Raw genomic sequence first — 25,618 nt, forward strand, 5'->3', positions numbered from 1 at the left:
AAAGGACTTCCTTGTGGCTTACCCTTCCTGCGTTTGTGCAACTTTCCGTTTATCCGGATAGGTGCACGTAGCCATTTTCGGATCAGCCATAGGGTGGTAGGACATTTTACCTTGTTGTAGATCAGTTGCAGTAGCTTGTAGTGTTGTACTTCATCAAAGAACCCCTTCAGGTCAATATCCACAATGTCCTGATAGCCATCGTTGATGTTTTTCAGGGATTGTTTTACTGCTCCATGAAGGTTCTTTTCTGAGCGGAAACCATAGCTTTGCTCCTCGAAATCTAACTCGAATTTTGTTGCTAACTGTTGGCTTAACGCCTGTTGAAGCCATCTGTCTACTACGGTGGGAACCCCCAGTAGCCTGGTCTTCCCATTACTCTTGGGAATTTCTATTCCCTTGATAGCTTGGGGCACATACTTCCTGTTCAGGATAGAGATGACCGCTGTTATGCGGTTGTTGTCTATGAAAGACTTCAACTCACCTACCTGCATTCCATCTATACCTGCTGCCCCTTTATTGCATACCACTTGGTGGCAGGCTTTATAGAGGTTTTTCGGATGTAGTACTTTTTCTATCATTTTCTTCTTCTCCTTGTCCGCTTAAGGATAGGCTATCCCGCCTGTGGCGGCATTCCTAACCGAATTTGGACGCAATTCAATGTTCAGTCCTTCGCTACTTGGTGAGACCTCTCTGTTTTTCAGAGCTCGTTAGCCAGTAGCTACTATGACTTCTGCTGACTTCTCATCCTGTATCACGTACAAGTTGAGACCTCCCCAGGTAAGGGCATATTCCTTCCCCCAATATCCACTGGATCTACCTGACAGATACTTGATGGTTACCCACCCTTGGAACGTCAGTATGATGTGCTACCTTGTCCGACCTGTCAGGCCTCTGTATCCAGTTCCTGTTCGTTGGAACCAGGGTTTGCAGTCTCGCTTCCTTCACTCTATGCCTCACAGCAATCGAGCTTGCGACTTGCTTATGCTTCGGGACACGACTCCCGCACATAAGGGATTTTCACCCGCTGGAATAATTTGGTATCTTAGATACCTGATGCCCATGCTGGGCACACACAAACACTAAAATGAATATGCGAACTGAGCCATCTGATATGATAATGCAGGCAGTAATTTTTGGTGCTTCTTGCAGCTGAGACGCATACTCATTTTAGTTGGACGTTATGTGTAAAAAGTATTTTATAGCCGAATAAGAATCAAAGTAAAATGAAACAAATACTTATCCCTGCATTATTATTAACTTTTTGTTTAAAAACTCAAGCCCAAGATAATGCTAGAATGATTGGGGCTAATGATCCAAATAGTGATCCTAGTTGGGTATGGTATCAAGAACACGAAGGTGGTCTTGATATGTGGTTTAGAAATGAAGATCAAGATATAAAGAAAGTAGAAGGTATTGTTCAAACTCCATTTTTTACATCAGGCCATCCTCTGCAAGCTGCAGCTTCTAAAAAGGATATGTGGCCAGAAGATGGTTGGGTCTTAGCTTATCGAGATTTTGGAACGCCTGATGATGCGAAAGCATTTCCTTTTTTCATACTCTATAACAAGTACAGGGGAATTTTAAGGTACATGTTTTACAATGCGCGAGAAGTTTCATACAACTTTATTCGAGGAGAACTCTCTTTTCATGATCCTGAGTTTTCAGGTGCTCTAATGACCTTTTCAGATGATGAACATGCATCCTTGAACGACTTTGATGCCAATAATACCTTAAACTTTATGGGAGAGGTAGCTGTTTTTGATAGCTGGGGATATGTTGATTTTCAGCTTTTTGGCTATGATCCAACAATGGATCTGAATTCGCAATTGCGCATTGAAATTAAAGGTGTAGATATAGCTGAATTAAATCTAGAGTCAACGGAATTTACTCTTGAAGAAGTTTTTGATGATGCAAATCTTGAGGGATCTAAAGGGTTAGGCGAGAATTTAGTCAAATCGTTTGAGAAAGGTCAAAAATTTTATAAAAATGCTAACAAAGCAAAGAAAGGGCTATCTGATTTTGTAAGCAGTGAAACAAAGAAATTGGACGAAGATAAAAATGGGTCACTTAGCGATACAGAACTTGAAAATGCTAAGTGGTGGTTTAACGCAGTATCTACAATAGCGGGTGATGATCTAGTAAATGCATTACCCGTCATTGGAGGTGTAGCAGGATTCATCAACTCATTCTTTTTTAGTGGAGAGGGTACTCCCACACCAATGAAATTCGAGGGATCTTTGAAATTGGAAGGAAGCATAACAGACGTACCCGACCTTTTGATTAGTGATGATTTCATCCTTAATTCAAGCGCTTCTCCTACCTCACAATATTATATCCCGGTTAATCCTATCTCGTTAGGGGTTTTTAACCTAATAGATAAACCAATCATTACAGGTGAAGCAATTTGGACTTATAAAAGATCTAGGGCCAAAAAGGAGGAATACTATGTTTTAGGCGAGCCATTAAGATACGTTTTTAACGAAAACTCTGACTTAGAATTTGTGTCTATGAAATCTGCATTTGCTTCTATAGATAATGAGCCGACACAATACGAAGACCCCATACTTTTTGAGAGTCACGTCTTTACTAGAACTCAAACTGGCCCAAGAGTTCGGCCTCCTGGTACTTTCAGTCCTTGGGATACTCGCTTTGACTATCTCGTTTTAGAACTAAAATTCGAAACTAAGACAAGTAAAAACAACTCCAATGAGATTCTAGTTTACAAAACGTATTCAGTAGATAAAAACTACCAACAGGGTAGCATAATAGGTTTATTTCCTCCCATAGCTAACAACTTAGTTCTTACAGATCAAAGTGATTATGAACCACATCCATATTACGGGGCAGCTATTGCAAATAACAAAATAACGGCTGGGAATAACTTTAAAGTTGGTGGTAGCTTAAATAACGCTTATTTGGTTGCAGGTGCAGAAATTGTACTTACAGAAGATTTTCATGCGCAATTAGGTTCTAATTTTATAGCAAGTACTACGGATTTTAGTAGCCTCGAGAATGGAAGGTCTAGCAATTCAAATTTTCATATTGTTGAATCTATTCTACCTACTAATAGTGACTTTTATATTAATGCGAACACTACTGATGATTTTGAATCTCTAAGGGTTGAATTTAAAAATCAAGATTTTACCAATGACGAACTATATATTCAAGATCAAATACTTTCAGTTTATCCCAACCCAAATAGTGGCGTAATGAACATTCCCATTCGTCTAACGGAAATTAAAAAAGTATCCATAGAATTATATGATTTAAATGGAAATCTAGTGGCCAGGGATGAAAAAGAGTTTCATTCCCAAACAGAAATCCATGGCAGTATCCCGTTTAATGTTAGCTCTATGAAAGAAGGAGTATATGTATTAAGGATAACCTCAGGGAAATATATAAGTATTCAAAGAGTTATAATCTCAAATTAATAGAATATGAAGAGAGTGACTAAAGTTCTATTTTTTATTTGCTTTTCTACGTTTTGCTCATGTGATGATGAAGAGCTAACAGGTAACGCCAGATTAGTTTTTTCTGGTAATAATCTTGAAAATATGGAAATTGATGTATACCCAGAAGGTGTATTTATTCTTCGAGACATTGCAGCTACAAAGCCAATATTAGAGGACTTGCCATCTAGCAGTAATGGTGAAGTATTCGTTTCTGGTTTGAATTCTGGAAACTATACATGGTATGATGGCCTAGATAATATCGGGTTTTTCCAAATTTCTGCTGGACAGACAAAAACTTATGAAATATCAATAGTAAGATAAAAATACACCTAACACTATCATCCATAAGCTTACTAGGTGTTTGCAAAGGCTAGTGCTATCCGATACTTTTATGGAAATTTAAAAAGTCTAGCTTACGGATGATAGTTGGACGTTATATCATCTCTTTTCAAGATGGCCGAAATCGGAGCTATGTGGTCACTACCCCTAATTAAGTTTAGTTGTTTAATGCCGGTCTGCTAAATAAGCCAGCCGCTTCGCTCGACAGCCATTACAGCTGCTTCAACACTACTACCAGCTGGTCCGCCACTGTGACTGACATCGGTACTTTCACTCTTGTGGGTTCGCCACTTGAGTTTTCCTTTGGCATTCAGACGACAGCTTCCCATGTTCCATATAAAAGCCTCCATACAAGTCACGCCACCTTTATGCCGGATGCCATCTAAGCGGTAAGCAGATCGTCAGATTAAAGCTTGAAACCTGGTTTTGACATCTTCTTTGCGATTTCGACACCTCATAAGTGATTCATTTTCATTCGTCTCTTGTATAGTCACCTGCCTGTTTTATTACAGACTTTTAATGTATTGCTCACGACAATAGCTCTTAACTTATGCCGCATAAACCGGTTTGGAATCAACTTCTGCCAGTCGACTCCGAGGGGCCTACCCTCATCTTTTATATAGCGCCATTGTCTCAATTTTGAAACAATGTTCATGGCACACAATCCTTTGCGCATATCGGCTACCGGCAGGTAGAGAAAATATCGGCAATGGATTGTCAGGCTTAGCATTTGGACAAAATCATAGTGAGTTCTTCCAGGCTTAGCTGTTGGTGGATTTTCAACTTAACCCCGCTTGGAAAGTCCAACTCCATATAGGTGGGGACAGTGGTGTTACCGGACAATTGTAATGGTACAAACCCTTGTTTGGCCCCTTTTTCTCGCTTGTGCCGGTTGTAATGAGATATCCAGTAATTCAGGACACTGATCGGTAGACCTTCTTGTTTACAAAATAACTGCTTACCCTTAGGGCTTGAAAGCCACTTCTCAACAATGGGGTACATCTGTGATGGTTTGCGCATAACGATTTTTGCACGCTATATTAGACCAATGCCTCAAATTTTCAAACAGGTACTTTACAGTAGGCTTACAAAAAGATGCCAAGAAACTGGGCCTAAACAATTATTTTTTCCACAATTGCATGAGAAAGTGAGAATCTGCCAAAACCAATCGGCATTTTGCAGATGACATGATATAAAAAAACCTATTCCTTTTCTATTTCCAGTTATTAGAATAGTTTTATTCATTGTAGAGTTCCAAAATATAATTTGACAATGTCTTTACGGATATAAATGGACTGTTTCTTCTTGACATTGTTTTTTCCGATGTTAACTGAGTTTGAAACTCAAACTCCTCATCCAGAAGCTGTTCAACCTCAACAATAAAAGTCACCAACTCTATTGAATCAAAAATTTAAGATGATCCCAACATTCTGGTATCAATAGGCACATCTCCATCTGATTCAATTTCGCTTTCTTCAATAAAACCAGGCAATTTTGTTAATAGTTTCTGATTAAGCGTTTCTTCTGTCATAAGATTATTTGAATAGGTTTAATGATTCATGTAATGTGTAAAAATTACATAATTCACCCCTTTGACAGTAACATTAAATCAATTATTAAAATAATTGATGGTGATTTACGACCTTTAAGAAAGGTAGAAATTCACTGGAGGAAAAATTACCCCCCTAATAAAAAGTATCCCGCCAACCAACTATCTATTATCAAATGCCTGTCTGATACGGAATTTTGCCGTTCTATAAGCCAGTTTTGATCAATAGCTGCGGATTTTTTAACTATGTATTCTTGTTAAGAATTATATATATTCTTATTTACCAAAAATTTGGTGGATTTATTTTCGGATTACAGCGTTTTAAGACAATCTACCACTTTTTGTTGATGCAGGTGTTGAATCCCTTTCGTCACCTCCCCATACCCAAACCCCCTCCCATCAATCTCCACCACCGGCACAATCTCGCCCATGGTGCCGGTGATAAAAACTTCATCTGCCGCATACATCTCGGCGATGCTGATGTTGGCTTCCTCGCAGGGAATGTTGTTTTCAAGGCAGATTTTAAGTACCAAGCCTCTTGTAATGCCTGGCAGACAAGCGGTCGGAAAGGGGGTTCGAACTACTCCTTTTTTTACAAAAAATATGTTCGTAGCATTGGTTTCTGCCACGAAGCCTTGTAAATCCAGCATCACGGCGTCATCTACGCCTGCCAGGTTGGCTTCGATTTTGGCTAAAATGTTGTTTATTAAATTGTTATGATGAATTTTGGAATCGAGGCAGGCAGGGGAGTTTCTTCTGATGGTGGAGGAGATGAGTTTTATGCCTTCGCCTTCAAACACAGGAGGCTTCCATTCGGCGATGATGATCAGGGTGCAGCCGTATTGGTTCCAGTGGGGGCTCATGCCAGAGGTTACCTTTTTACCTCTGGATAAGGTCAGCCTTATGTGGACACCATCGGTCATTTGGTTGGCTTCCAGGGTTTTTTTGATCGCCTCCACAATGGTTTCCCTGGAGGGTATGCCTTCGAAAGCCATCGCTTTAGCTGAGTCAAAAAGCCGGTCCAAATGCTCGTGCAGCATAAATAGCTTCCCGTTGTATACTCTCAGACCTTCCCAAACACCATCACCGCCCTGCACCAGGCTATCAAAAACGGAGATTTTGGCCTCTTCCCTGGGGTATAGCTGGCCGTCAATATAGATTAGGATGTCTTCATTTTTCGGATTAGGCAATTTGACTGATTTGGCTGCTTTCATTGTTCTCATTAAAAAGTGTTATCGATCAGGTACTACGCTTTTATTGCTTCTCGGTATAATAGGTCGTAATAATGCTGGCATGATTCCAGCAATCCGTTCAGGGCCGGTGGCACCAGCCGGTTTTTAGGGCAGTAAGGGGCAAAGCCGGTGGAGTTATGCACATTTTCATACCAGTATTTGGCCCAAACGCCATCCTCAGGCCTGGGGCCCTTTTTCCAGGACAACATCTGCAGTTCAAATGAAATACCCACCTTTTGACAAAATGCCTTTAATATTTTTTCAGGATCTTTCAATAGCTCATGGGCATCGATCACAAGAGGTTTCAAGCCTTTCGCCTGCAGACTTTCAAAAATTTCATATTCCATTTTAAAACCAGTGTCTCTCATGACAGGTTCAGGCAGGTTTTTAATTAGTGATGTAATCACTTCTTCGGGGTCTCTTATTAAAAACACATTGATCAGCTTATCCAGAAAATCAGTGCGCATTTCTGTTAAATGATGGGCCATGTTTTTGATGAAAAGTATGGTTTCATCATAATCTTTGAGTACCACCTGGTCGATCACCTTACCGGCATCGATTTCCTGCGAGGCCAAAACCTCTTCCCGGCCGGGATGGGTTACGCCAGTACTATTCAGGTAGTGTGCATAGAATGGCTCGTCGATTACCCTGGTGTCGGTACGGTTGGCAAAAGAGTACATCAGGGCAGTGGAGATGTTGCGGGGGCCGGACCAAACACAGATTCTTGTTTTTGTCATGGGCAATTAATACAGTTTTGTAAAGGTATTGAGCCACCGGTCAGGCACCTGGCCCTGGGTGGCCAATTCGTAATCTTTGTAGTTGCAGGGTACTATGCAGTTTCTCTCGTATTTATTTTGGTCGGGATAAGGCACCTCTAACCACCATTTTTCGCTTAATTTACTTTTGTAAAATACAATGGCCTCGGGGTCGGCTGGCATCGAGACGACATATTTGAGGTAATCATTGGTCTTAAAATTAAGCTCGCTTTTACGATTGTAAAAGCCCTCCACAAAATACCATATCATGGTAGCGATGACTGAAGCGGTTTTTCTATCAAGGTCATCGAGCCGGGGTTTGTATTCATAAAACCCTACCGAGCTCAGCTTTTCATTTAATCCCGCATACCAGCAAATCTGGCAGGCCTCCTCACCGGTGAGTCCAAAAGGTCTGGGGTTGTTGACCCCGGGAGCGTCGATGGATTTGATCGCGCCAATGTCAAAACTCATCATATCCGCATCTCTGATAATCGGCTCCATTTCCTTGATATGCTCCCTCAGGTGCCCCAGCCGGTAGGCTTCGAAATAAAGTTTTTCCAGCAGGGAAATGTGGGCGGGATCAATCAGATAGCTTTGATAGCCGAGGTGACTGTAGTTAAAGAGAAAATTAGGTTCATGGAGCAGGATGTTATGGATATGATTGGTGTTATCCGGAATGCCTGCTCTGTCTTCCATGTCCAGAAGGGCATCGACGTTTAAAAAGCTGACCAGCTTTTTCATTTCTTCGTATGCTCTGAACTGCCCGATATCCATATCATGACTGCCTCCAATGAGTATGGGCAGCACATTGTTTTCAATCAGCATCTCGCAAACCTCCTTTATCCGAAGATAAGTTTCATCGAGGGATATGCCCGGATTAAGGTTACCTAAATCGATGATTCGGTAGGTGCCGCTACCTTTTTTCAGGTGGTATAGCTTTTTTCTGATTTCATTGGCTGCCTCCCAATCGATATTATTGGATTTTTCCTTATCCTGATCACCAGGTAATCCTAAAATGGCTATATCTGCGCCGTTAAACGCTGGCATTGATTCGTGGTTTACACGAATGCTATGATAAAAGGTATTGTGGCCTGAAATATCGCTGAATAGTTCATCATCGAGCGGTGAAAAGAATATCTTTAATTCCATTACCGCAATTTATGAATAGAATTCCAGGAGCCAAAATTTTATTCTTCACGATACCCCTGAATCGGGCCAAACTTTGTGCCTTTGTGGTTAACCATTTTTCACCACGAAGGCACAAGGGCACGAAGAGGCACAAAGGTTTTATCCGATGAGATAGAGCATACAGGTGCATTCTTGCGTTTTGCGACAGCCACGGAAGGGTACTTAATTTTTTCTCCGGAAAATTAAGGAAATACCATGCTTTAACAAAAAAGGAGTAAGCGAACCTACTCCTTTCCATATCTTTAAAAATAGTTTTATTACTACCCTCCGAAATCGTCAAAAGCCACGTTTTCCTCAGGAACACCCCAGCTATCGCACATCTTCAATACGGCCTGATTCATTAATGGTGGGCCGCAAAAGTAAAATTCAATGTCTTCGGGGGCCTCATGTTTACGGAGATATTGATCGATCACCGCCTGGTGCACAAAACCGAGGAAACCATCACCTTCCGGGTCATCGACATCCTTTTTCTCTACCCAATTATCCTCTGGCAAAGGCTCTGACAACACCACAAAAAACTTGAAATTTGAAAACTCTTCCTCTATCTTTTGAAAATGATCCAGATAAAACAGCTCTCTCCTCGACCGGCCGCCGTACCAATAAGTCACTTTCCGGCCGGTTCTTAGGGTATGGAACAAATGAAAAAGATGTGATCTCATGGGAGCCATTCCTGCACCACCCCCTATATACAGCATTTCAGCATCTGTGTCCTTAATGAAAAATTCACCATAAGGTCCTGAAATGGTTACTTTATCACCTGGTTTGCAGCCAAAAATGTACGAAGAGCAAATACCTGGGTTCACATCCATCCACTTGTTGTTGGCCCTGTCCCAAGGTGGGGTGGCAATACGGATGTTCAACATGATGATATTACCTTCAGCAGGGTGATTGGCCATGGAATAGGCGCGGAAGATGGGTTCATCATTTTTCATCTTCAGATCCCATAATCCAAATTTATCCCACTCAGATTTAAAATCCATCGGATCCCTGCCCAGATCAGGGTGCGATGTAATATCCATATCTTTGAAATCTACTTTAGTCTTCGGAACATCGATTTGAATATAACCACCTGCCTGAAAATCCAGATTTTCACCTTCAGGCAGTTTCACCACAAATTCCTTGATGAAGGATGCCACATTGTAATTCGAAACAACTTCGCATTCCCATTTTTTAATACCGAAAATCTCTTCCGGTATTCTGATTTTCATGTCACTCTTCACCTTTACCTGGCAAGACAAACGCACATTTTCTTTCTGCTCGGCCCTGCTCAGGTGGCCTACCTCGGTCGGCAGCACTTCGCCTCCGCCTTCCTCGATAACGCACTTACACATGGCGCATGTACCTCCACCTCCACATGCAGAAGGCAGAAACAACTTCTGCGCCGATAAAGTTGACAATAAGGTACTTCCAGCAGCCGCTATCATCGGATTCTCGGCATCACCGTTAACAATAATCTTCACATCACCGGACTGAACCAATTTCGATTGTGCAAACAGCAGGATCACCACCAGGAGTAACATAACTACTGTAAAAGCTATAATCGAAGTTATTACAATTGAACCCATATTTTACTACTTGTAGTTAAAATTTGTATCTGAATATTTGGTCACAAATATATTTATTAATTACCTATTTCAGTGACCCAAAACGTAATTTTTATTACGTTCGACAAAGGCATTGAAACTTTGGAATACATTTGTTGCTTTTATAACAAATACAGTGATCGCTATGTTTGTTTTAGGCTGTTTGTTTTGGGTTGAGTCAACAGTTTTATAAACGAAGCTAAGTCAATGAAGGACGAACTAGTCATACTATGGCTTTGAGCCATAGTATGACTTTAGTGAAATGCCATTCCCTCAAACGGGGCTGTACAATAATAAATCACATAAAGTGTTCCCCGGTATTTGAAACGCCGGGCAAGGGGGGCATCCGCATTAGCCATACACACCAGGAAGCCCGGAAATGCGGACAAGGAAGAAGAAAGGCTTTGATTTTAAAACAGTGACTTCCAGGTGCCTTTCAAATAGTTATACTTTATGGTACTGGGCAAGGCTTTCCACCAGAATTTATTCATTTCTACCGCAAAAGACGGCTGCATATAACAGTTGATGGTACAACCTTCGCATTCAGGCAGGCGACCTTCGAGGGCCACCAGTGTTTTAACATCGGAAGAATGGTACAGGTTATATAAATCTCCTTTGATCGGAAATGATTTTTTCCCCAAATGATAACAAGGCAATACCAATTCATTTTCGGGGGAGATCACTATGGTGCTGCTTGCTGCTTTACAAACCGGATCCTCGACATGGTTGCCACCACCTTGTCTGAGTGTGATAAACGCTTCGTTTAAATACACCCATTTCCTTTTTCCCCAATGCTTCAAAGTATTCAGGGTGGAGGCTGAAAGCTTTTTTCCGGTCCTTACATCATTGTAGTCAAATACCGGATTGAGAATAAGCACCAGATTATTGGGCAGACAAATGTTTTCATATATGGCATCGATCTCATCCACATTGTCTTCAAAAACAGTGAACAAAATATCCGGTCTTTCACCCAGGGTCGATGCGATATCAATGGATTCCATCACAAAATCAAAACAAGCCACACCGCGAGATTGATCGTGGGCCTCTTTGTCTGCAGCGTCAAGAGAGAAGTGAAGCATGTCAATCAATCCATGGAGTTTGACGGCCTTCTTAGGATATAAAAGTCCGTTGGTGGTCAGGGTAGTGATAAAACCCATGCTTTTAGCCAAAGCCAAAAAAGTGTGAATTTCCCGGTGCAACAGCGGTTCACCGCCGGTAAAATCGATGACTTTCACCCCCAGCTTTCTAAGATCTTTTAAATTAGCGGTTAAATCTTCCGGACTTACATAAGGAGATGGCCTTTCCCAAATATCACAAAATCCGCATTTCGCATTGCACCGGTAGGTAACATAGTAATTACACAATACCGGATGGGAAATAAGGCGCATTTAACAGCAGGTTTTATTTGCTTTTCAGCATTTTTAATAATGTTGTAAGTCTTTTTTTCAAATCACGGCGATCGACAATAAAATCAAGGAAACCGTGCTCCAATAGAAATTCAGCACTTTGAAAGCCTTTAGGCAAATCTTTGCCAATCGTTTCGCGGATTACCCTGGGCCCGGCAAACCCTATTAAGGCGCCAGGTTCGGCGATATTAAAATCACCCAACATGGCGTATGAAGCGGTCACTCCACCGGTGGTAGGATCGGTCATTAACGATATAAAGGGGATTTTAGACGCTGATAATAGAGCCAATTTAGCCGAAGTTTTGGCCAATTGCATTAACGAATAACCTGCCTCCATCATTCTGGCCCCTCCGGATTTGGAAATAATCAGCAGGGGGATCTCCTCTTTCATGGAAAGATCAATGGCCCTGGCAATTTTTTCTCCCACCACTGAGCCCATCGACCCTCCGATAAAAGAAAAATCCATGCAGGCGACCACGATAGAAATCCCGTTCATTTTTCCTTTGGCAGTCCTTACGGCATCTTTAAGGCCGGTTTTTAGCTGACCGGCTTCCACCCTTTTTACATAGGGCTTGGTGTCTGAAAACTTAAGCGGATCCGATGATTCGAGCTCCGCATCCAATTCTTCAAACTCATCATTGTCAAATAGTATTTCAAAATATTCCCGGGATCCTATTCTTACATGGTATCCGTCGTCAATACATACATAGGAGTTGTTTTTTAATTCACGGGTATGGAAAATTTTTCCGGTTTTAGGCGATTTATACCAAAGTCCGTCGGGGGATTCCTTTTTGGCTTCGGTAGGAGTCTTTACGCCTTTTTCCTTTCTCTTAAACCATGCCATATGTTACATTCTTGTTTTTTGTCCCTATCAATAGTGTAAGTCGGACAAATATAAGGATAATTAGGAAAGTAAGTTAACCTGATACCAGGCCAATGATGCAAATGGATAAATTTGTTTAAACGGAATGTAAGAGATTAGTTGGTAAGCGGATTAAAGTTCCTCATAGTCAATGTATTCTCCTCCTTTATATTTTTTTCGGGCATGTGGTTTATTGGGTACTTTATCTACGTTAACATTACCGTCGACAGGTCTTTTTTTTCCGTCAAAAGTATGGCCAGCCGGCTGACTACCCTGTTCTCCGGACATTAAATGCAAAAATCTGAATAAAAACCTTCCAAATCTAAAAAGTAGATAACCGATAATGGCAAATATTAATATTCCTCTAATCATCTGTGCACTGCAAGTTTAATGCTCTTTATATATTTCATTTTATGTTGTCCAAATCCCCGGCACATCTCCCGTCCCCCTTTATAGCGCAAGCTTTGCTTTTGCTTTCTTTGACGTGAAGAAGCACAAGCGAGACGTGGCTGTTGCACAACGTTTTCGACCAAAATTTTGGCGCCTCGGTGTCTTTGTGGTTAACTATTTTTCACCACGAAGGCACCAAGAGACACAGAGGTTTTCGCCTATAAAACAAATATACAAGTATATTCCTAAGTTATGCAACACCCACAAGACGCTGGCGCCAGGTGAGGTTGCTGATACGTTCTGCATCTCCTTCCGACCGATGCATCGCTTAAAATGCTTAAAATCGATGCATTAGTTGAAGACCACATTTGCTTCCACCTCATCGACGGACAAGGATAGAAGGATTTTCTCTTAATCTCTTTTACTATTTACTCAGATATAAGTTACGTTCGCTGTACACATTTAAGAAATAATCATCCATTAAATCATCGATAAAATAAATGGCTTCACCAGTGGATTTCATTTCCGGTCCCAATTCCTTATTCACGTTGGGGAATTTATTGAAAGAGAAAACCGGCACCTTGATGGCATAGCCATTTTTGGTTGGTTTGAAATCAAAGTCAGCTACTTTCTTTTCACCCAGCATAACCTTGGTTGCGTAATTAACATAGGGCTCCTTATAGGCTTTACAAATAAAGGGTACCGTTCTGGAAGCACGGGGATTAGCCTCAATAATATATACGCGATCGTCTTTAACGGCAAACTGAATATTGATAAGTCCCACCGTTTTTAGTGCCAGTGCAATTTTTTTGGTATAATGTTCGATTTGCTGCAGCACAAAATCGCCGAGGTTGTAAGGAGGCAATACAGCATAAGAGTCACCGGAGTGAATGCCGGCAGGCTCAATGTGTTGCATGATACCAATGATAAAAATATCCTTTCCATCGCAAATGGCATCTGCTTCGGCTTCATAGGCCCCTTCCAGAAAATGATCCAGCAGTACCTTGTTGCCAGGTATATCTTTAAGCAAATTTACCACATGTGACTCCAGCTCTTTTTCATTGATGACAATTTTCATGCTCTGCCCGCCCAGTACATAAGAAGGACGTACCAGTAACGGAAAACCCAGCTTCCTGGAAAGTTGGATAGCGGTATCGGCATCTTCAATCACGCCGTAATCAGGGTAAGGGATATCATTTTCCTTAAGCAGGTCAGAAAAACTGCCACGATCTTCTGCCAGATCCAAGGCTTCGAAACTCGTTCCGATAATCTTGATACCGTGACGGCTTAGTTTCTCCGCCAGTTTAAGTGCCGTTTGCCCGCCCAGTTGTACAATAACCCCCTCGGGTTTTTCATGCTGAATGATATCATATATATGCTCCCAGAATACCGGTTCAAAGTATAGTTTATCGGCCACATCAAAGTCAGTGGAGACCGTTTCGGGATTACAATTGATCATAATGGTTTCATAACCGCATTCTTTGGCTGCCAGCACCCCATGTACACAGCAATAATCGAACTCGATCCCCTGCCCGATCCGGTTGGGGCCCGAACCCAATACAACGATTTTTTTCCTGTCAGTGGTGATCGATTCATTTTCTTCTTCGAATGAAGAGTAATAATACGGTGTTTTGGCCTCGAATTCAGCCGCACAGGTGTCTACCAGCTTATAAACACGTTTGACTCCCAGGTCATTTCTCTTCTGGTGCACCTCGCTTTCAAGCGCTCCCAGCAGGTGGGCAATCTGACGGTCGGCATAGCCTTTTTCTTTGGCAGTACGCAACAGATCCGGAGGAATGGTTTCCAGGTTGTATTTTTGAATTTCTGATTCGAGAACAACCAATTCTTCAATCTGATTAAGAAACCATTTGTCAATTTTGCTGAGATTCCGGATGGTACTGAATGCAATGCCCAGCTTAAATGCATCGTAAATATGGAACAGACGATTCCAACTGGGATGTTTGAGGCTTTCCAGGATTTTTTCCTGGTCTCTAAGTTCCCTGCCGTCTGCACCCAGGCCATTTCTTTTAATCTCAAGTGATTGACAGGCTTTTTGCAGGGCTTCCTGGAAGTTCCGGCCAATGCCCATAACTTCACCGACAGATTTCATCTGAAGGCCAAGATGCCGGTCAGACCCTTTGAATTTATCAAAATTCCACCTGGGTATTTTTACAATAACATAGTCAAGGGCAGGTTCAAAATATGCGGAGGTAGTTTTGGTAATTTGATTATTTAATTCATCAAGATTGTAGCCAATAGCCAGTTTTGCAGCCACCTTGGCAATGGGATAACCCGTAGCTTTCGAAGCCAACGCCGAAGATCTTGAAACCCTTGGATTGATTTCAATAGCAATAATTTCGTCATTCTCCGGATTTACTGCAAACTGCACATTACAACCTCCTGCAAACTGGCCGATACCGTTCATCATCTTTATAGCCAGATTACGCATTTCCTGGTACACAGTGTCGGGCAGGGTCATAGCAGGGGCTACTGTGATCGAGTCGCCGGTATGAACGCCCATGGGATCAAAGTTTTCAATAGAGCAAATGATAATGACATTGCCGTTGTTATCTCTCAGCAACTCAAGCTCATACTCTTTCCATCCCAAAATACTTTGCTCAACCAGCACCTCATGAATGGGCGATGCATGCAGACCACGATTCAGTGCCTTTTCGAAACCCTCGGCTTTTTCTACAAAACCTCCACCTGTTCCTCCCAAAGTAAAAGAAGGCCTTATTACCAGCGGAAAGCCAATTTCCTGCGCAATTTCCTTGCCCAGGAGAAAGGAAGTAGCGGTAGCCCCTTTACACACACTGATGCCCAATTCATGCATTTTCAGCCTGAATTGCTCCCTGTCTTCGGTGGTTTCAATGGCATCGATATCCACACCGATTATTTTTACATCGAACTTTTCCCAAATACCCGCCTTTTCGCAATCAATGGCAAGATTCAGCGCGGTTTGTCCACCCATGGTAGGAAGTACGGCGTCAATTTTATGCTCTTTGAGAATTTTGATGATGGATTTTTTCTCTAAAGGCAACAAATACACATTATCGGCAGTAACCGGATCGGTCATAATTGTCGCGGGGTTGCTGTTGATCAGTGTGACCTCAATACCCTCTTCGCGCAATGATCTTGCTGCTTGTGAACCTGAATAGTCAAACTCACATGCCTGTCCTATGATGATAGGTCCGCTTCCGATAAGTAATATCGACTTAATACTGTTGTCTTTTGGCATAGTTAGATGATGAATCTCATTTTAGAAGTTGAACGGAACAATACAAATTCCGCAAATTTATATTAATTAGAGAATAATCAAAAGGCGTGGGGGGTTTTAGTTAGCCAGGATGAGGGAGGAATGGCGGGGGAATGGCATATCGCAAATATTAAAACAACGCCATCCACATGAGCCATTTCCCCTGTAAATACTGAAATAACTATAAAAAATATCCTAAAGGGACAAAACACCGGTAGCCAAAAACGATGAATCAGGAACGGCCTGTATTATGGAAAGTATGCCTGGTAACCGGGGGTTTGGCGGCATATGGTAGCGTTTGAATGCTGAAAATGAAATTTTTGATAATACCTCACACATTTTGAACCGGTAATTAATTGCATTAAACAAAGGGCATTCACAAATATTGCACTGTGCAAGGAATAACTGGGGAACCTGAAAAAATCAAGAAGCATTCAAAATATTATTATTTCTAGCCTCCAAATGAAAAAATGTATCTTTTTTGGAATGATTATCAATTTGGGACAATTATAAAATTGTATTTTTTTGATTTGATACCAAAAATATATCCCTGATTAAATTATAAATATTACACTAAATAGGTATTCGGCTAAATCTATTATTCCCTTCGTTGATTCCCCTTTAACTTTGAAAATAACCAATAACCAATTCATCTATGCACAGGTTAATTATATTCTTTTTTTTAATCCTGATCATCTTTCAATCATTTGCTCAGGATCAGTTTTCCGGAAAAGTTGTAGGGGTTTCAGATGGAAATACCCTGCAAATCATCGATAATTACCAGGATACCATAAGTGTTGTAGTGAAAAGTATCGACTGCCCTGAGTTAAACCAGGAAATGGGTAAGGCGGCCAGGAGCTATACGACAAAGTACTGCCTGGGGTCGACAGTAGGTGTTGAATTGTTCGGCAAAGACAGGTTTGGTAATGACATTGCTAACATTACCATCAACAAGACAGACCTCAGCAAATCCTTATTGGAAGCAGGGCTGGCATGGTATTATTGTAAAAACAAAGGCGAGGCGACACTGGAAGCCATTGAAAAATCCGCTCGCGCGAAGAAAGCAGGTCTCTGGGCGAATGAAAATCCCGTAGAACCTTGGATTTTTCGCAGGCAGCAAAGTATGTTAGCGCCAAAGTTAAGCTATTAGTGTGTTATGTGATGGGCAGCTTTTCTTGATCTAAGAATAATCTAATCTCTTCTCAGGGCAATTTATTCCGGATTAGATGGTTTATAGATAAAAGGTGTATGTGTTATGTTAAAGAAAAGCTGTCTGATATTATTGACCGGTTTGTTGGCGATGTCACTGCCTTGTACCGTTTCCGCCCAGTCGAAGTCAAAGCAAAAAAAGCTTAAAAGCAACGGGGAGGCGCCGGCATCCACCCGATATGAGAACTTTCCCTCCTCCAAAAATCCGGGGAGTAGCCAGTCATCTTACAAAAGTTCACGGCGAAGTCTTAAAAAGGGAAGCAGCAAAAATAACCTGATGCAACAACTTGACCGAAAGGTAGAAGAATACCATCAGAGGGTAAAAGAAGTGCAAAAAAGAAATGAAAAGTATGCAAGATTATCCAAAAAGCCCCAGTATTCTGATCCCTCCTATTTTGGCCATAAGCGAAAACCTAAAAAAAGACCTCCGGGCAAGAAAAAATTTTGTAAAGAATGCGGCATCATCCATTAGGGTGATCATGCATTGAACATGGCCAAAAGCTACTCACGGCGTTTATTCAGCGAAACATAGAAAAGTTATTGTTCCCGCCAAGGGCTGTCCAATAAGTTTGATCTGGTCAAGAAACGGCGAATTTTATTTGGCTCAGTGTTACTTGACTCCCCCCTCGGATAGGCCAGGGGGGTATGCCGGTCGTTGAAGCCAATAAAATTTGCTGGCCAGTCGAAACATAATACTTATTGGACAGTCTCACTAACGGCTTATTGAATAATTCGGCTTTTTTGTTAATTTTATTGCTGCTTCATATTATGGAAGATATCCAGCGTTTTATAGAACAAACCAATCTGCGCCCTACATTAACGGACAAGGAAATCGACCAACTGGTCGAGCAGGCGGGGAAGTACAATTTTGCAGGTATCTGTGTGCCTCCGTTTTGGGTAAAAAAAGCCAAAAGGGAAATAGGAATGGAAAACATACGGTTGGTGACAGTAATAGGGTTTCCTCTGGGATATCAGATGACCGAATCGAAAGTGCATGAGATGGAAACAGCTATTGCGAATGGTGCTGACGAATTGGATATGGTGATGAATATCTCAGCTTTTAAAAGCAAAATGCCCTGGGTAAAAATTGAAATAGCCAAATGTGCACGGTTAGCCCATGACAACGAAAAGCTACTGAAGGTAATTATCGAAACTGCCTATTTAGATAAGCATGAAATGATCAATGCGGCAAAATTATGCCAGGATGCCGGTGTAGATTATGTTAAAACCTCTACCGGGTTTGCCACCGGTGGTGCCAGGATAGAGGATGTCAGGTTATTAAGGGAAAAATTGTCTGACCATATCGGTATCAAAGCATCGGGCGGTATCAAAACCCTGGAGCAGGCTTCTCTTTTGATTGGGGCGGGTGCTGACAGGATCGGAACGTCGAGCGGGATTAAAATTATGGAAGAATTAGCGGCGAACAGAACATGATTACTCGATATACAATCAATATAAAGGGCAAGGTACAGGGTGTTTATTTCAGGGCGTCGACCCTAGAGGTAGCCCAAAAGCTCGATTTACATGGAATAGTAAAAAACGAACCCGATGGTTCGGTATCCATTGAAGTGGAAGGCACCAAAGCCCAGATGGAGAATTTTTTGAAGTGGTGTCACAAAGGGCCACTGGGAGCAGAGGTGAGGGAAGTTAAAATTACACAGTCTTCTTCGTTAAAAAATTTTCAGGATTTCAGGATTATCTAAACCAGTTGAATTTCCTCACCGAGGCGGTTCAGAAACTTAAACTCAGTAATACCAAGAGAAGAATCAGACACCAATTTAATCCACTTATGGTACCGGAAAAACCACTTCATCCTTTTCGAATAAAAACCTTCTTTAAAGTAGGCATGCACATAAGGATGCAAGGCAATACTTATTTTGTTTTCGTTCTGTTTCAGTAACAGAAAATCCAAATGCTTTTCAATTTGATCCGAAACGGCTATAGACGCGGAAATTTTACCCGTACCATTACAGGTTGGACACTTTTCCATGGTCTTGATATTCAGCTCGGGACGGAAACGTTGCCTGGTTATCTGCATCAAACCAAACTTTGAGAGGGGCAATATGGTAAATTTCGCCCGGTCTGACTTCATTTCCTCTTTCATCCTCTGGTAGACCTTCTTCTTGTTATCTACCTTTTTCATATCGATGAAGTCAATCACAATAATGCCTCCCATATCCCTGAGCCTGAGTTGCCGGGCAATTTCCCGGGCGGCTTGCAGGTTGACCATCAGGGCGGTCGACTCCTGGTCGCCTTCTGTGTTGGATTTATTACCGCTGTTAACGTCGATAACATGAAGCGCCTCAGTATGCTCAACAATCAGGTATCCTCCTCCCGGGATACTGACTGATTGACCAAACAGGGTTTTCAGTTGTTTTTCAATGCCAAAACTTTCAAATAGTTTGGCCTTGCCGTTATATTTTTTAACAATTTTTTCCTTTTCAGGCGCAATCGTTTTAATATACGTTTTAACCTCGTCGTATATCGATTTATCATCCGTTACTATACTGTCAAACGATTCATTTAACACATCCCGCAGTATAGAGGATGCTTTACTCATCTCTCCGATTATTTTTTCCCTTGGTTTGGCATGTTTCAGCTTTTTAATACCATCTTCCCACTTTTGCACCAGATTTTTCAGATCCCTGTCGAGTTCTGCCACATCCTTTTTTTGTGCTACAGTTCTGATGATAATACCAAAATTATCGGGTTTTATGGATGAGATGAGTCGCAATAGTCTTTTTCTCTCCTCTCCATCGGTCACCTTTTTAGATATGTTTACCGAGCTGGAAAAGGGTACCAGCACCATATACCTTCCGGCAATGGACAACTCACATGATAGTCGCGGCCCTTTTGTAGAAATTGGTTCTTTAACTACCTGTACAAGAATTTGTTGATTTTTTGAAAGAACCTGATTGATTTTACCGAATTTGTCAATATCCGATTCATTCGTAAAATCAGAAATCTTTTTTGCGTTCTTATTTCTATTTGCTGCTTGTTTTGTAAACTTATTGAGTGATCTAACCTGGGGGCCGAGATCAAGGTAATGCAGAAAGGCATCTTTTTCATAGCCAACATCTATAAATGCAGCATTTAATCCTTGAACAACTTTTTTGACTACTCCCAGATAGATATCCCCAACCGAGAACTTTGTTCCATTCTCATCATAATGGAACTCAACTAAACTCTTGTCCTTTAACAGGGCTATACGACATCCTCCTTGAGTTGAATTGATTAATAATTCATTGCTCAAACCTATTATATTTTATTTCTGCTTTTCAGAATAATAATTTAATGATGTGTATAAGGTTAAAAAAGTAAGCAATCACTTACTTCTTTTTATGACGATTCTTTCTAAGACGCTTCTTTCTTTTGTGTGTAGCGATCTTATGTCTTTTTCTTTTTTTACCGCAAGGCATAACTTCAATTCTTTTTTCTCCGCTCTAAATAGCGAATGGTTTAACAATTCTTTTATTCTATTTCTTCCAGATAACCATCTACCGTAGTCAATATAGAAGGGTCATCTTCCAATTCTTTCACTGCAAGGAATTGTTCTTTAGCTTTGGCATTTTCACCTAAATTAAAGTAACTGATTCCCAGGTAAAAAAGTGCCTGTGAATTTTGAGGGTTAATCTTCACCAATCTTGTAAATCTCTCCACTGCTTTATCATATTGGCCTGATTGCATGGACAGGGTTCCCAAATTAAAAATTGCCGTCTCATTGCCAGGATCCTTCTCCAAAACTGCTCTCAACCTCATTACTGCCTCCATCGGCGCTGAAGTGGTTACCAGGGTCATGGCCACTTTTGCCTCCAGATCAAGCCTTTCAGGCTCCATTTTTAACACTTTTTCAAAGAATTCTTTGGCCTTTGCTGCGAGAAATTTCTGTTTTTCCCTGTTGACCGCAAAGGAATAGGCTTTATAGTAACTTTCTCCGGCCCTTTCCCAGGTTTTAACGTTTGGCAAATTCGTAGCGGCAAGCTCCGAGTATTTTGCAGCACTGTCTAATCTGTTGTAGCGATCAAAAAGTTCAGCCAAAGAGTCTGCAAAGATAGCACTTTTTTTGTTATCGACACTATTTTTTACTAAATCTCTTAGATTTACTATCTGGTCGAGAACTTCGGATGGGATTGAAGAAGTGTGTGTATTTGCTTCTGCCGCGTTATCCCTACTGGTTTCTTCATCAGCATTTTGCCCGGTGGCAATGTCTCTTTGATCATTTTCTACAACGATTTTTGGTAAGTTGAATAAGGTTATTACCAAAAGTACTGCCGATATTGCGAATAAAATTTTTGTTCTAAGCATAAATTCAAAGCCTCAAAAGCTCTCTTTTTAAGGCTCCAAATTTAACACATAATTAGCTATTGGACGCTAATACTTTTTGACTTTTCTTGATTTTTTCTACGAAAACTTTTGAAGGTTTAAAACTTGGTATAAAATGTTCATCAATGACAATTGCCGTATTTTTGGAAATGTTTCTGGCAATTTTCTTAGCCCTCTTCTTATTTATGAAACTACCGAACCCTCTTACGTAGATATTCTCTCCTTCTGCCATGGAACTCTTTATCACACTAAAGAACGCTTCCACTGTTAGCTGCACATCATCCTTTGGAATACCGGTCTTCTCAGAAATCTGAGTAATTACATCTGCTTTAGTCACCTTGTTTAAATTTAAATTATAAAAATTCCCTAAAAAAAATGCGATCAAATCTTTTTGAGTTTACAAATTTATATCTTCGCTGAGTAATTTAAAAATGAAGTAATTAAAATATCACTTTTAAATCACCTTATTTATTACATATTAAAGTAACTAATTGAACCCCAATAAGTTTTTTAGAAAAAGGCTAATTTCATGGTATTTGCAAAACAAAAGAGATTTACCATGGAGAAATACTACTGATCCTTACATGATTTGGTTATCCGAAATCATTTTGCAACAAACGAGGGTTGTACAGGGTTTGCCTTATTTTCTGAAATTTACCGAAGCGTTCCCCACTGTCTTTGACCTGGCAAATGCCAGTGAAACCAAAGTTCTGAGGCTTTGGCAAGGCCTGGGATATTATTCGAGGGCAAGAAACCTCCACGCCTGTGCCAAAACTATCGTAGAAAAATACGATGGGAAATTTCCTGACAATTACCAGGAGTTGTTAAAACTAAAAGGTATTGGAAAATATACAGCCGCTGCGATTGCTTCATTTGCTTTTCAGGAAGCAGTTCCTGTGATAGATGGCAATGTTTACAGGGTGCTTTCCAGGGTGTTCGGCATAGCTGAAGACATTGGTAGCAGCCGCGGACAAAAAGTATTTGCCCAATTAGCCGGGGAACTCATGGATAGGGACCATCCTCACGATTACAATCAGGCAATTATGGAGTTTGGGGCTACCTATTGCACTCCTTCAGGCCCGGATTGCCACAACTGCATTTTCACCAATGAATGTCACGCCAATAAACATGGGCTTCAACGGGATTTGCCGGTTAAAATGAAAAAAGTCAAGGTGAAAACCAGGTTTTTTCACTACCTCGTAATCCAGCATCAAGGAAAAATCTTACTGAGACAGCGGCGCCAAAATGACATCTGGCAGGGATTATACGACTTTTATCTGATTGAAGATGTAAAGCCGCTGGATATGAACCAGATTGTACACGCCAAAAAACCGGGATGGGCAACTTATCAAAATCTGAATTTGCAACACCTTTCGAATGAGTACAAGCACATATTGACACATCAGCGCATATTCGCGCGCTTTTTTCATGTTTTACCTGTTAATGGATTTTCATTGGATCTTTTGGAAGAACCCGATAATTTCGGATTTTACAGTATCGATGAAATTAACGATTTGCCAAAACCTATTTTGATCGACAACTATTTGAATGAACATATTTTTTAGCTAACTTTAGAATAACAACTCAATTAATACAACGAAGAATGGCAGGAGTAAATAAAGTAATACTGATTGGAAGGTTAGGTAAAGATCCTGATGTAAGGCATCTGGAAAGCGGCACGGCAGTTGCCAATTTTACGATGGCCACAACAGAATCATATCGTGATAAAAACACGGGGGAACGAAAAGAAATAACTGATTGGCATAACATTGTTTTATGGAGAGGATTAGCTGAAGTGGCTGAGAAATACCTCAAGAAAGGCAATCTTATCTATATAGAAGGCAAATTAAAAACCAGATCATGGGAGGATAAAGAGGGGAATACCCGTTACACTACCGAGGTAGTAGCAGATAACATGACGATGCTGGGCGGTAAGCCAAGCGAAACGGCAGGTGACGGAAATTTCAGACAGGAAACCAAAATGCCCGTTACTGAAGCTGCCAGCCCTGACCTAAACACAGCTAACGATGATACTGATGACTTACCGTTTTAGTAACTAACTTTTGTTGTTTTGGGAGATTCAATTGATGACCCCTGGCCGGGGGTTTTACTCTTCTTTGATTTTATTTCCAATTCTTTGGCTTTTACAGCACTTGGAGGAGGAGTCATACTGTTACTTTTACTGTTGTTATCCGCAACAATTTCCGGCTCAGAAATAGCCTTTTTTTCATTGTCTACAAAGGATTTAAACCGGTGCAGGGCCAGCAAAAACCCTCAGGAAAAAAACCTGGTGAAACTTTTAGACCGCCCCAAAAAGCTATTGGCTACGATATTGATTCTCAACAATCTGGTCAATATCGCCTTTATAATCATATCTACATTCGTGGCATGGAGAATATTTGGGCATCAGAAAGATGAGAACCTGCTGGTTTTAGGCCTTACCGCCTTTAACACTTTTGCTATTGTGTTGTTTGGCGAAATCATTCCAAAAGTGTATGCCAACCAAAACAACCTTCCTTTCGCCAAAAGAACCGCCGGTTTTCTGAAGGCAGCCAATTATTTCTTCCACCCCATATCCTGGTTTTTACAAACTATGACCTCGATCATAGAGAAGCGCATTGAAAAAAGAGGGTATAACCTGTCCATGGACGAACTGGAACATGCCTTGGAAATAGCCACCGACGAGCACACCTCTGAAGAGGAGAAGGAGATATTGAAAGGCATTGTTAACTTCGGGTCGCTCAGCGTGAAACAGGTCATGCGTTCACGTATGGACATTTCTGCTTTTGACATTGAAACGGATTATATCACCCTGATCCGTGAAATTGACAATTTAAGTTTTTCACGTATCCCTGTTTACCGCGAAACCATTGATAAAATTGAAGGCATATTATATGTGAAAGACTTATTGCCACATCTCGATAAGGGGAATAACTACAAATGGCAAAATTTACTCAGAGCCGGGTTTTTCGTTCCGGAGAGCAAGAAAATCGATGCACTTTTAAGAGATTTTCAGGAAAAAAGGGTGCATATGGCCATCGTAGTAGATGAATATGGGGGTACATCGGGCTTAATCACCCTGGAGGATATTATTGAAGAAATTGTCGGGGAAATCAACGATGAATTTGACGACGACGACGTCGCTTACAATAAACTCGATGACCATACGTATATTTTTGAAGGGAAAACTTCCCTGAACGATTTTTGTAAAATTATAAGCGAGGAGCCGGTCTTGTTTGAGGAAGTAAAGGGGGAAAGTGAATCGCTGGGAGGTTTATTGCTGGAGTTGCATTCAAAACTTCCCAGAGTGGGAGATAAAATCAATTATGACAAATTTGTTTTTACCATTGTATCGGTTGACTCCAAAAGAATAAAACGGGTGAGAGTTTATATCAATATTCCCACCTGAACCAGGTACCAAAAAGATGATCGGAATTAATTTTCAGTTACACAGTTTTTGTTATCTCATTTTAACACTTGCCCTAACAGGCTGTGGCGGAAACTATGTCCCTAAGCCCAAGGGATATAACCGTATAGAATTGCCTGATCCTACCTACCAGTCACTGCCAGACACTTTTCCATACACCTTCCGGTTCTCGAAATATGCAAGGCTGCTGGATGACACTTCCAGATTAGCTGAAAGATATTGGATCCACATTTATTATCCTGAAATGGATGCCAATATTCAACTGACCTACAAGCCCATTGAAAACAAGAAGGAGCGATTGGAGGATTTTCTGGGCGATGCCTACAAACTGACCGCCAAACATCAGATCAAAGCGTATTCCATTGAAGAAAATGTGGTAAAAACCCAAGGTGGCCACACAGCCGTGGTTCAGGAGCTAAGCGGTGAAGTCCCCAGTCAATTTCAATTCTTTTTAACCGACTCAACACAGAACTTTTTAAGGGGTGCTCTGTATTTCACAACCGCTACTAAAAACGACTCCCTTGCCCCGGTCATTGAATATGTCAAATCAGACATCATGCATATGATCAGCACGTTTAACTGGCGGCATTTGAACCAGACGAACTACAGGAACCAACTCGACAAGTATCGCTCGGGCCAAAAATAGG

The 25,618-nt window shown here is 41.1% G+C and carries 24 protein-coding genes; 10 read left to right on the forward strand and 14 right to left on the reverse strand.

Going from position 1 to position 25,618, the window contains the following annotated elements:
- On the reverse strand, positions 1–578 hold a 578-nt coding region (locus AC04NP_RS25170; protein ID WP_482862794.1), incomplete at its 3' end, for a reverse transcriptase domain-containing protein.
- 645 nt (positions 579–1,223) lie between these two features.
- On the opposite strand from AC04NP_RS25170, the gene AC04NP_RS25175 reads away from it, so the two are divergent.
- Both AC04NP_RS25175 and AC04NP_RS25180 read left to right on the forward strand, forming a co-directional pair.
- The gene (locus tag AC04NP_RS25175) at positions 1,224–3,431 is read left to right on the forward strand and encodes a T9SS type A sorting domain-containing protein (RefSeq protein WP_482862795.1); all 2,208 of its coding nucleotides are present in this window, start codon (positions 1,224–1,226) and stop codon (positions 3,429–3,431) included.
- Positions 3,432–3,437: 6 nt separating this feature from the next.
- Positions 3,438–3,773 carry a hypothetical protein gene (locus tag AC04NP_RS25180; RefSeq protein ID WP_482862796.1) on the forward strand — a complete coding sequence of 112 codons (336 nt, stop codon included), beginning with the start codon at positions 3,438–3,440 and terminating at the stop codon, positions 3,771–3,773.
- A 508-nt stretch (positions 3,774–4,281) separates the two neighbouring features.
- Here AC04NP_RS25180 and AC04NP_RS25185 read toward each other — a convergent pair.
- The 10 genes from AC04NP_RS25185 to carB all read right to left on the reverse strand — a co-directional run bounded on the left by AC04NP_RS25185 (position 4,282) and on the right by carB (position 15,994).
- Positions 4,282–4,521, reverse strand: coding sequence for a hypothetical protein (locus tag AC04NP_RS25185; RefSeq protein WP_482862797.1), 240 nt, complete (start codon positions 4,519–4,521; stop codon positions 4,282–4,284).
- The gene (tnpA, locus tag AC04NP_RS25190) at positions 4,515–4,793 is read right to left on the reverse strand and encodes an IS66 family insertion sequence element accessory protein TnpA (RefSeq protein ID WP_482862798.1); all 279 of its coding nucleotides are present in this window, start codon (positions 4,791–4,793) and stop codon (positions 4,515–4,517) included. Before tnpA ends, AC04NP_RS25185 begins: the two co-directional genes overlap by 7 nt.
- A gap of 858 nt (positions 4,794–5,651) precedes the next feature.
- Entirely contained in the window at positions 5,652–6,563 is a 912-nt protein-coding gene (locus AC04NP_RS25195; protein ID WP_482862799.1) for an aminotransferase class IV, read from the reverse strand.
- Positions 6,564–6,586: 23 nt separating this feature from the next.
- Positions 6,587–7,309 carry a sulfotransferase-like domain-containing protein gene (locus tag AC04NP_RS25200; RefSeq protein WP_482862800.1) on the reverse strand — a complete coding sequence of 241 codons (723 nt, stop codon included), beginning with the start codon at positions 7,307–7,309 and terminating at the stop codon, positions 6,587–6,589.
- Positions 7,310–7,315: 6 nt separating this feature from the next.
- Positions 7,316–8,476 carry a formimidoylglutamase gene (locus tag AC04NP_RS25205; RefSeq protein ID WP_482862801.1) on the reverse strand — a complete coding sequence of 387 codons (1,161 nt, stop codon included), beginning with the start codon at positions 8,474–8,476 and terminating at the stop codon, positions 7,316–7,318.
- Between the two features lie 299 nt (positions 8,477–8,775).
- Positions 8,776–10,080, reverse strand: a complete 1,305-nt coding sequence (gene nqrF, locus AC04NP_RS25210) for an NADH:ubiquinone reductase (Na(+)-transporting) subunit F (RefSeq protein WP_482862802.1) — start codon at positions 10,078–10,080, stop codon at positions 8,776–8,778.
- Between the two features lie 428 nt (positions 10,081–10,508).
- Complete coding sequence (locus tag AC04NP_RS25215) at positions 10,509–11,486, reverse strand: radical SAM protein (protein ID WP_482862803.1); 978 nt, start codon at positions 11,484–11,486, stop codon at positions 10,509–10,511.
- 13 nt (positions 11,487–11,499) lie between these two features.
- The gene (accD, locus tag AC04NP_RS25220) at positions 11,500–12,348 is read right to left on the reverse strand and encodes an acetyl-CoA carboxylase, carboxyltransferase subunit beta (RefSeq protein WP_482862804.1); all 849 of its coding nucleotides are present in this window, start codon (positions 12,346–12,348) and stop codon (positions 11,500–11,502) included.
- A gap of 150 nt (positions 12,349–12,498) precedes the next feature.
- Complete coding sequence (locus AC04NP_RS25225) at positions 12,499–12,738, reverse strand: hypothetical protein (protein WP_482862805.1); 240 nt, start codon at positions 12,736–12,738, stop codon at positions 12,499–12,501.
- A gap of 442 nt (positions 12,739–13,180) precedes the next feature.
- Positions 13,181–15,994: a carbamoyl-phosphate synthase large subunit gene (carB, locus tag AC04NP_RS25230; protein WP_482862806.1), complete on the reverse strand. Its 2,814-nt coding sequence runs from the start codon at positions 15,992–15,994 to the stop codon at positions 13,181–13,183.
- A 673-nt stretch (positions 15,995–16,667) separates the two neighbouring features.
- On the opposite strand from carB, the gene AC04NP_RS25235 reads away from it, so the two are divergent.
- The 4 genes from AC04NP_RS25235 to AC04NP_RS25250 all read left to right on the forward strand — a co-directional run bounded on the left by AC04NP_RS25235 (position 16,668) and on the right by AC04NP_RS25250 (position 18,924).
- Positions 16,668–17,162, forward strand: a complete 495-nt coding sequence (locus AC04NP_RS25235; protein WP_482862807.1) for a thermonuclease family protein — start codon at positions 16,668–16,670, stop codon at positions 17,160–17,162.
- 105 nt (positions 17,163–17,267) lie between these two features.
- Positions 17,268–17,693 (forward strand): hypothetical protein, encoded by a 426-nt coding sequence (locus AC04NP_RS25240; protein ID WP_482862809.1) that lies wholly within the window; start codon positions 17,268–17,270, stop codon positions 17,691–17,693.
- A 296-nt stretch (positions 17,694–17,989) separates the two neighbouring features.
- Positions 17,990–18,655 carry a deoxyribose-phosphate aldolase gene (gene deoC / locus AC04NP_RS25245; protein WP_482862872.1) on the forward strand — a complete coding sequence of 222 codons (666 nt, stop codon included), beginning with the start codon at positions 17,990–17,992 and terminating at the stop codon, positions 18,653–18,655.
- Positions 18,652–18,924: an acylphosphatase gene (locus AC04NP_RS25250; protein WP_482862810.1), complete on the forward strand. Its 273-nt coding sequence runs from the start codon at positions 18,652–18,654 to the stop codon at positions 18,922–18,924. The genes deoC and AC04NP_RS25250 overlap by 4 nt, the downstream gene beginning before the upstream one ends.
- On the opposite strand, the gene AC04NP_RS25255 is transcribed toward AC04NP_RS25250, so the two are convergent.
- The 3 genes from AC04NP_RS25255 to AC04NP_RS25265 form a co-directional block, all read right to left on the reverse strand.
- Positions 18,921–20,474, reverse strand: a complete 1,554-nt coding sequence (locus AC04NP_RS25255; RefSeq protein ID WP_482862811.1) for an Rne/Rng family ribonuclease — start codon at positions 20,472–20,474, stop codon at positions 18,921–18,923. The two genes, AC04NP_RS25250 and AC04NP_RS25255, sit on opposite strands and share 4 nt — an antisense overlap.
- A gap of 218 nt (positions 20,475–20,692) precedes the next feature.
- Positions 20,693–21,526 carry a tetratricopeptide repeat protein gene (locus AC04NP_RS25260; protein WP_482862812.1) on the reverse strand — a complete coding sequence of 278 codons (834 nt, stop codon included), beginning with the start codon at positions 21,524–21,526 and terminating at the stop codon, positions 20,693–20,695.
- Between the two features lie 52 nt (positions 21,527–21,578).
- Entirely contained in the window at positions 21,579–21,881 is a 303-nt protein-coding gene (locus AC04NP_RS25265; RefSeq protein WP_482862813.1) for an HU family DNA-binding protein, read from the reverse strand.
- Between the two features lie 154 nt (positions 21,882–22,035).
- On the opposite strand from AC04NP_RS25265, the gene mutY reads away from it, so the two are divergent.
- The 4 genes from mutY to gldD are packed head-to-tail and all read left to right on the forward strand — an operon-like array spanning position 22,036 to position 25,617.
- Positions 22,036–23,109, forward strand: a complete 1,074-nt coding sequence (mutY, locus tag AC04NP_RS25270) for an A/G-specific adenine glycosylase (protein ID WP_482862814.1) — start codon at positions 22,036–22,038, stop codon at positions 23,107–23,109.
- A 38-nt stretch (positions 23,110–23,147) separates the two neighbouring features.
- Positions 23,148–23,597 carry a single-stranded DNA-binding protein gene (locus AC04NP_RS25275; protein ID WP_482862816.1) on the forward strand — a complete coding sequence of 150 codons (450 nt, stop codon included), beginning with the start codon at positions 23,148–23,150 and terminating at the stop codon, positions 23,595–23,597.
- Between the two features lie 18 nt (positions 23,598–23,615).
- Entirely contained in the window at positions 23,616–24,953 is a 1,338-nt protein-coding gene (gene gldE / locus AC04NP_RS25280; RefSeq protein WP_482862817.1) for a gliding motility-associated protein GldE, read from the forward strand.
- Between the two features lie 16 nt (positions 24,954–24,969).
- A complete protein-coding gene (gldD, locus tag AC04NP_RS25285; RefSeq protein WP_482862818.1) occupies positions 24,970–25,617 on the forward strand; it encodes a gliding motility lipoprotein GldD in 648 nt (215 codons plus the stop codon).
- Position 25,618 lies beyond the last annotated feature (1 nt).

Source organism: Agaribacillus sp. DX54 (assembly GCF_056858335.1).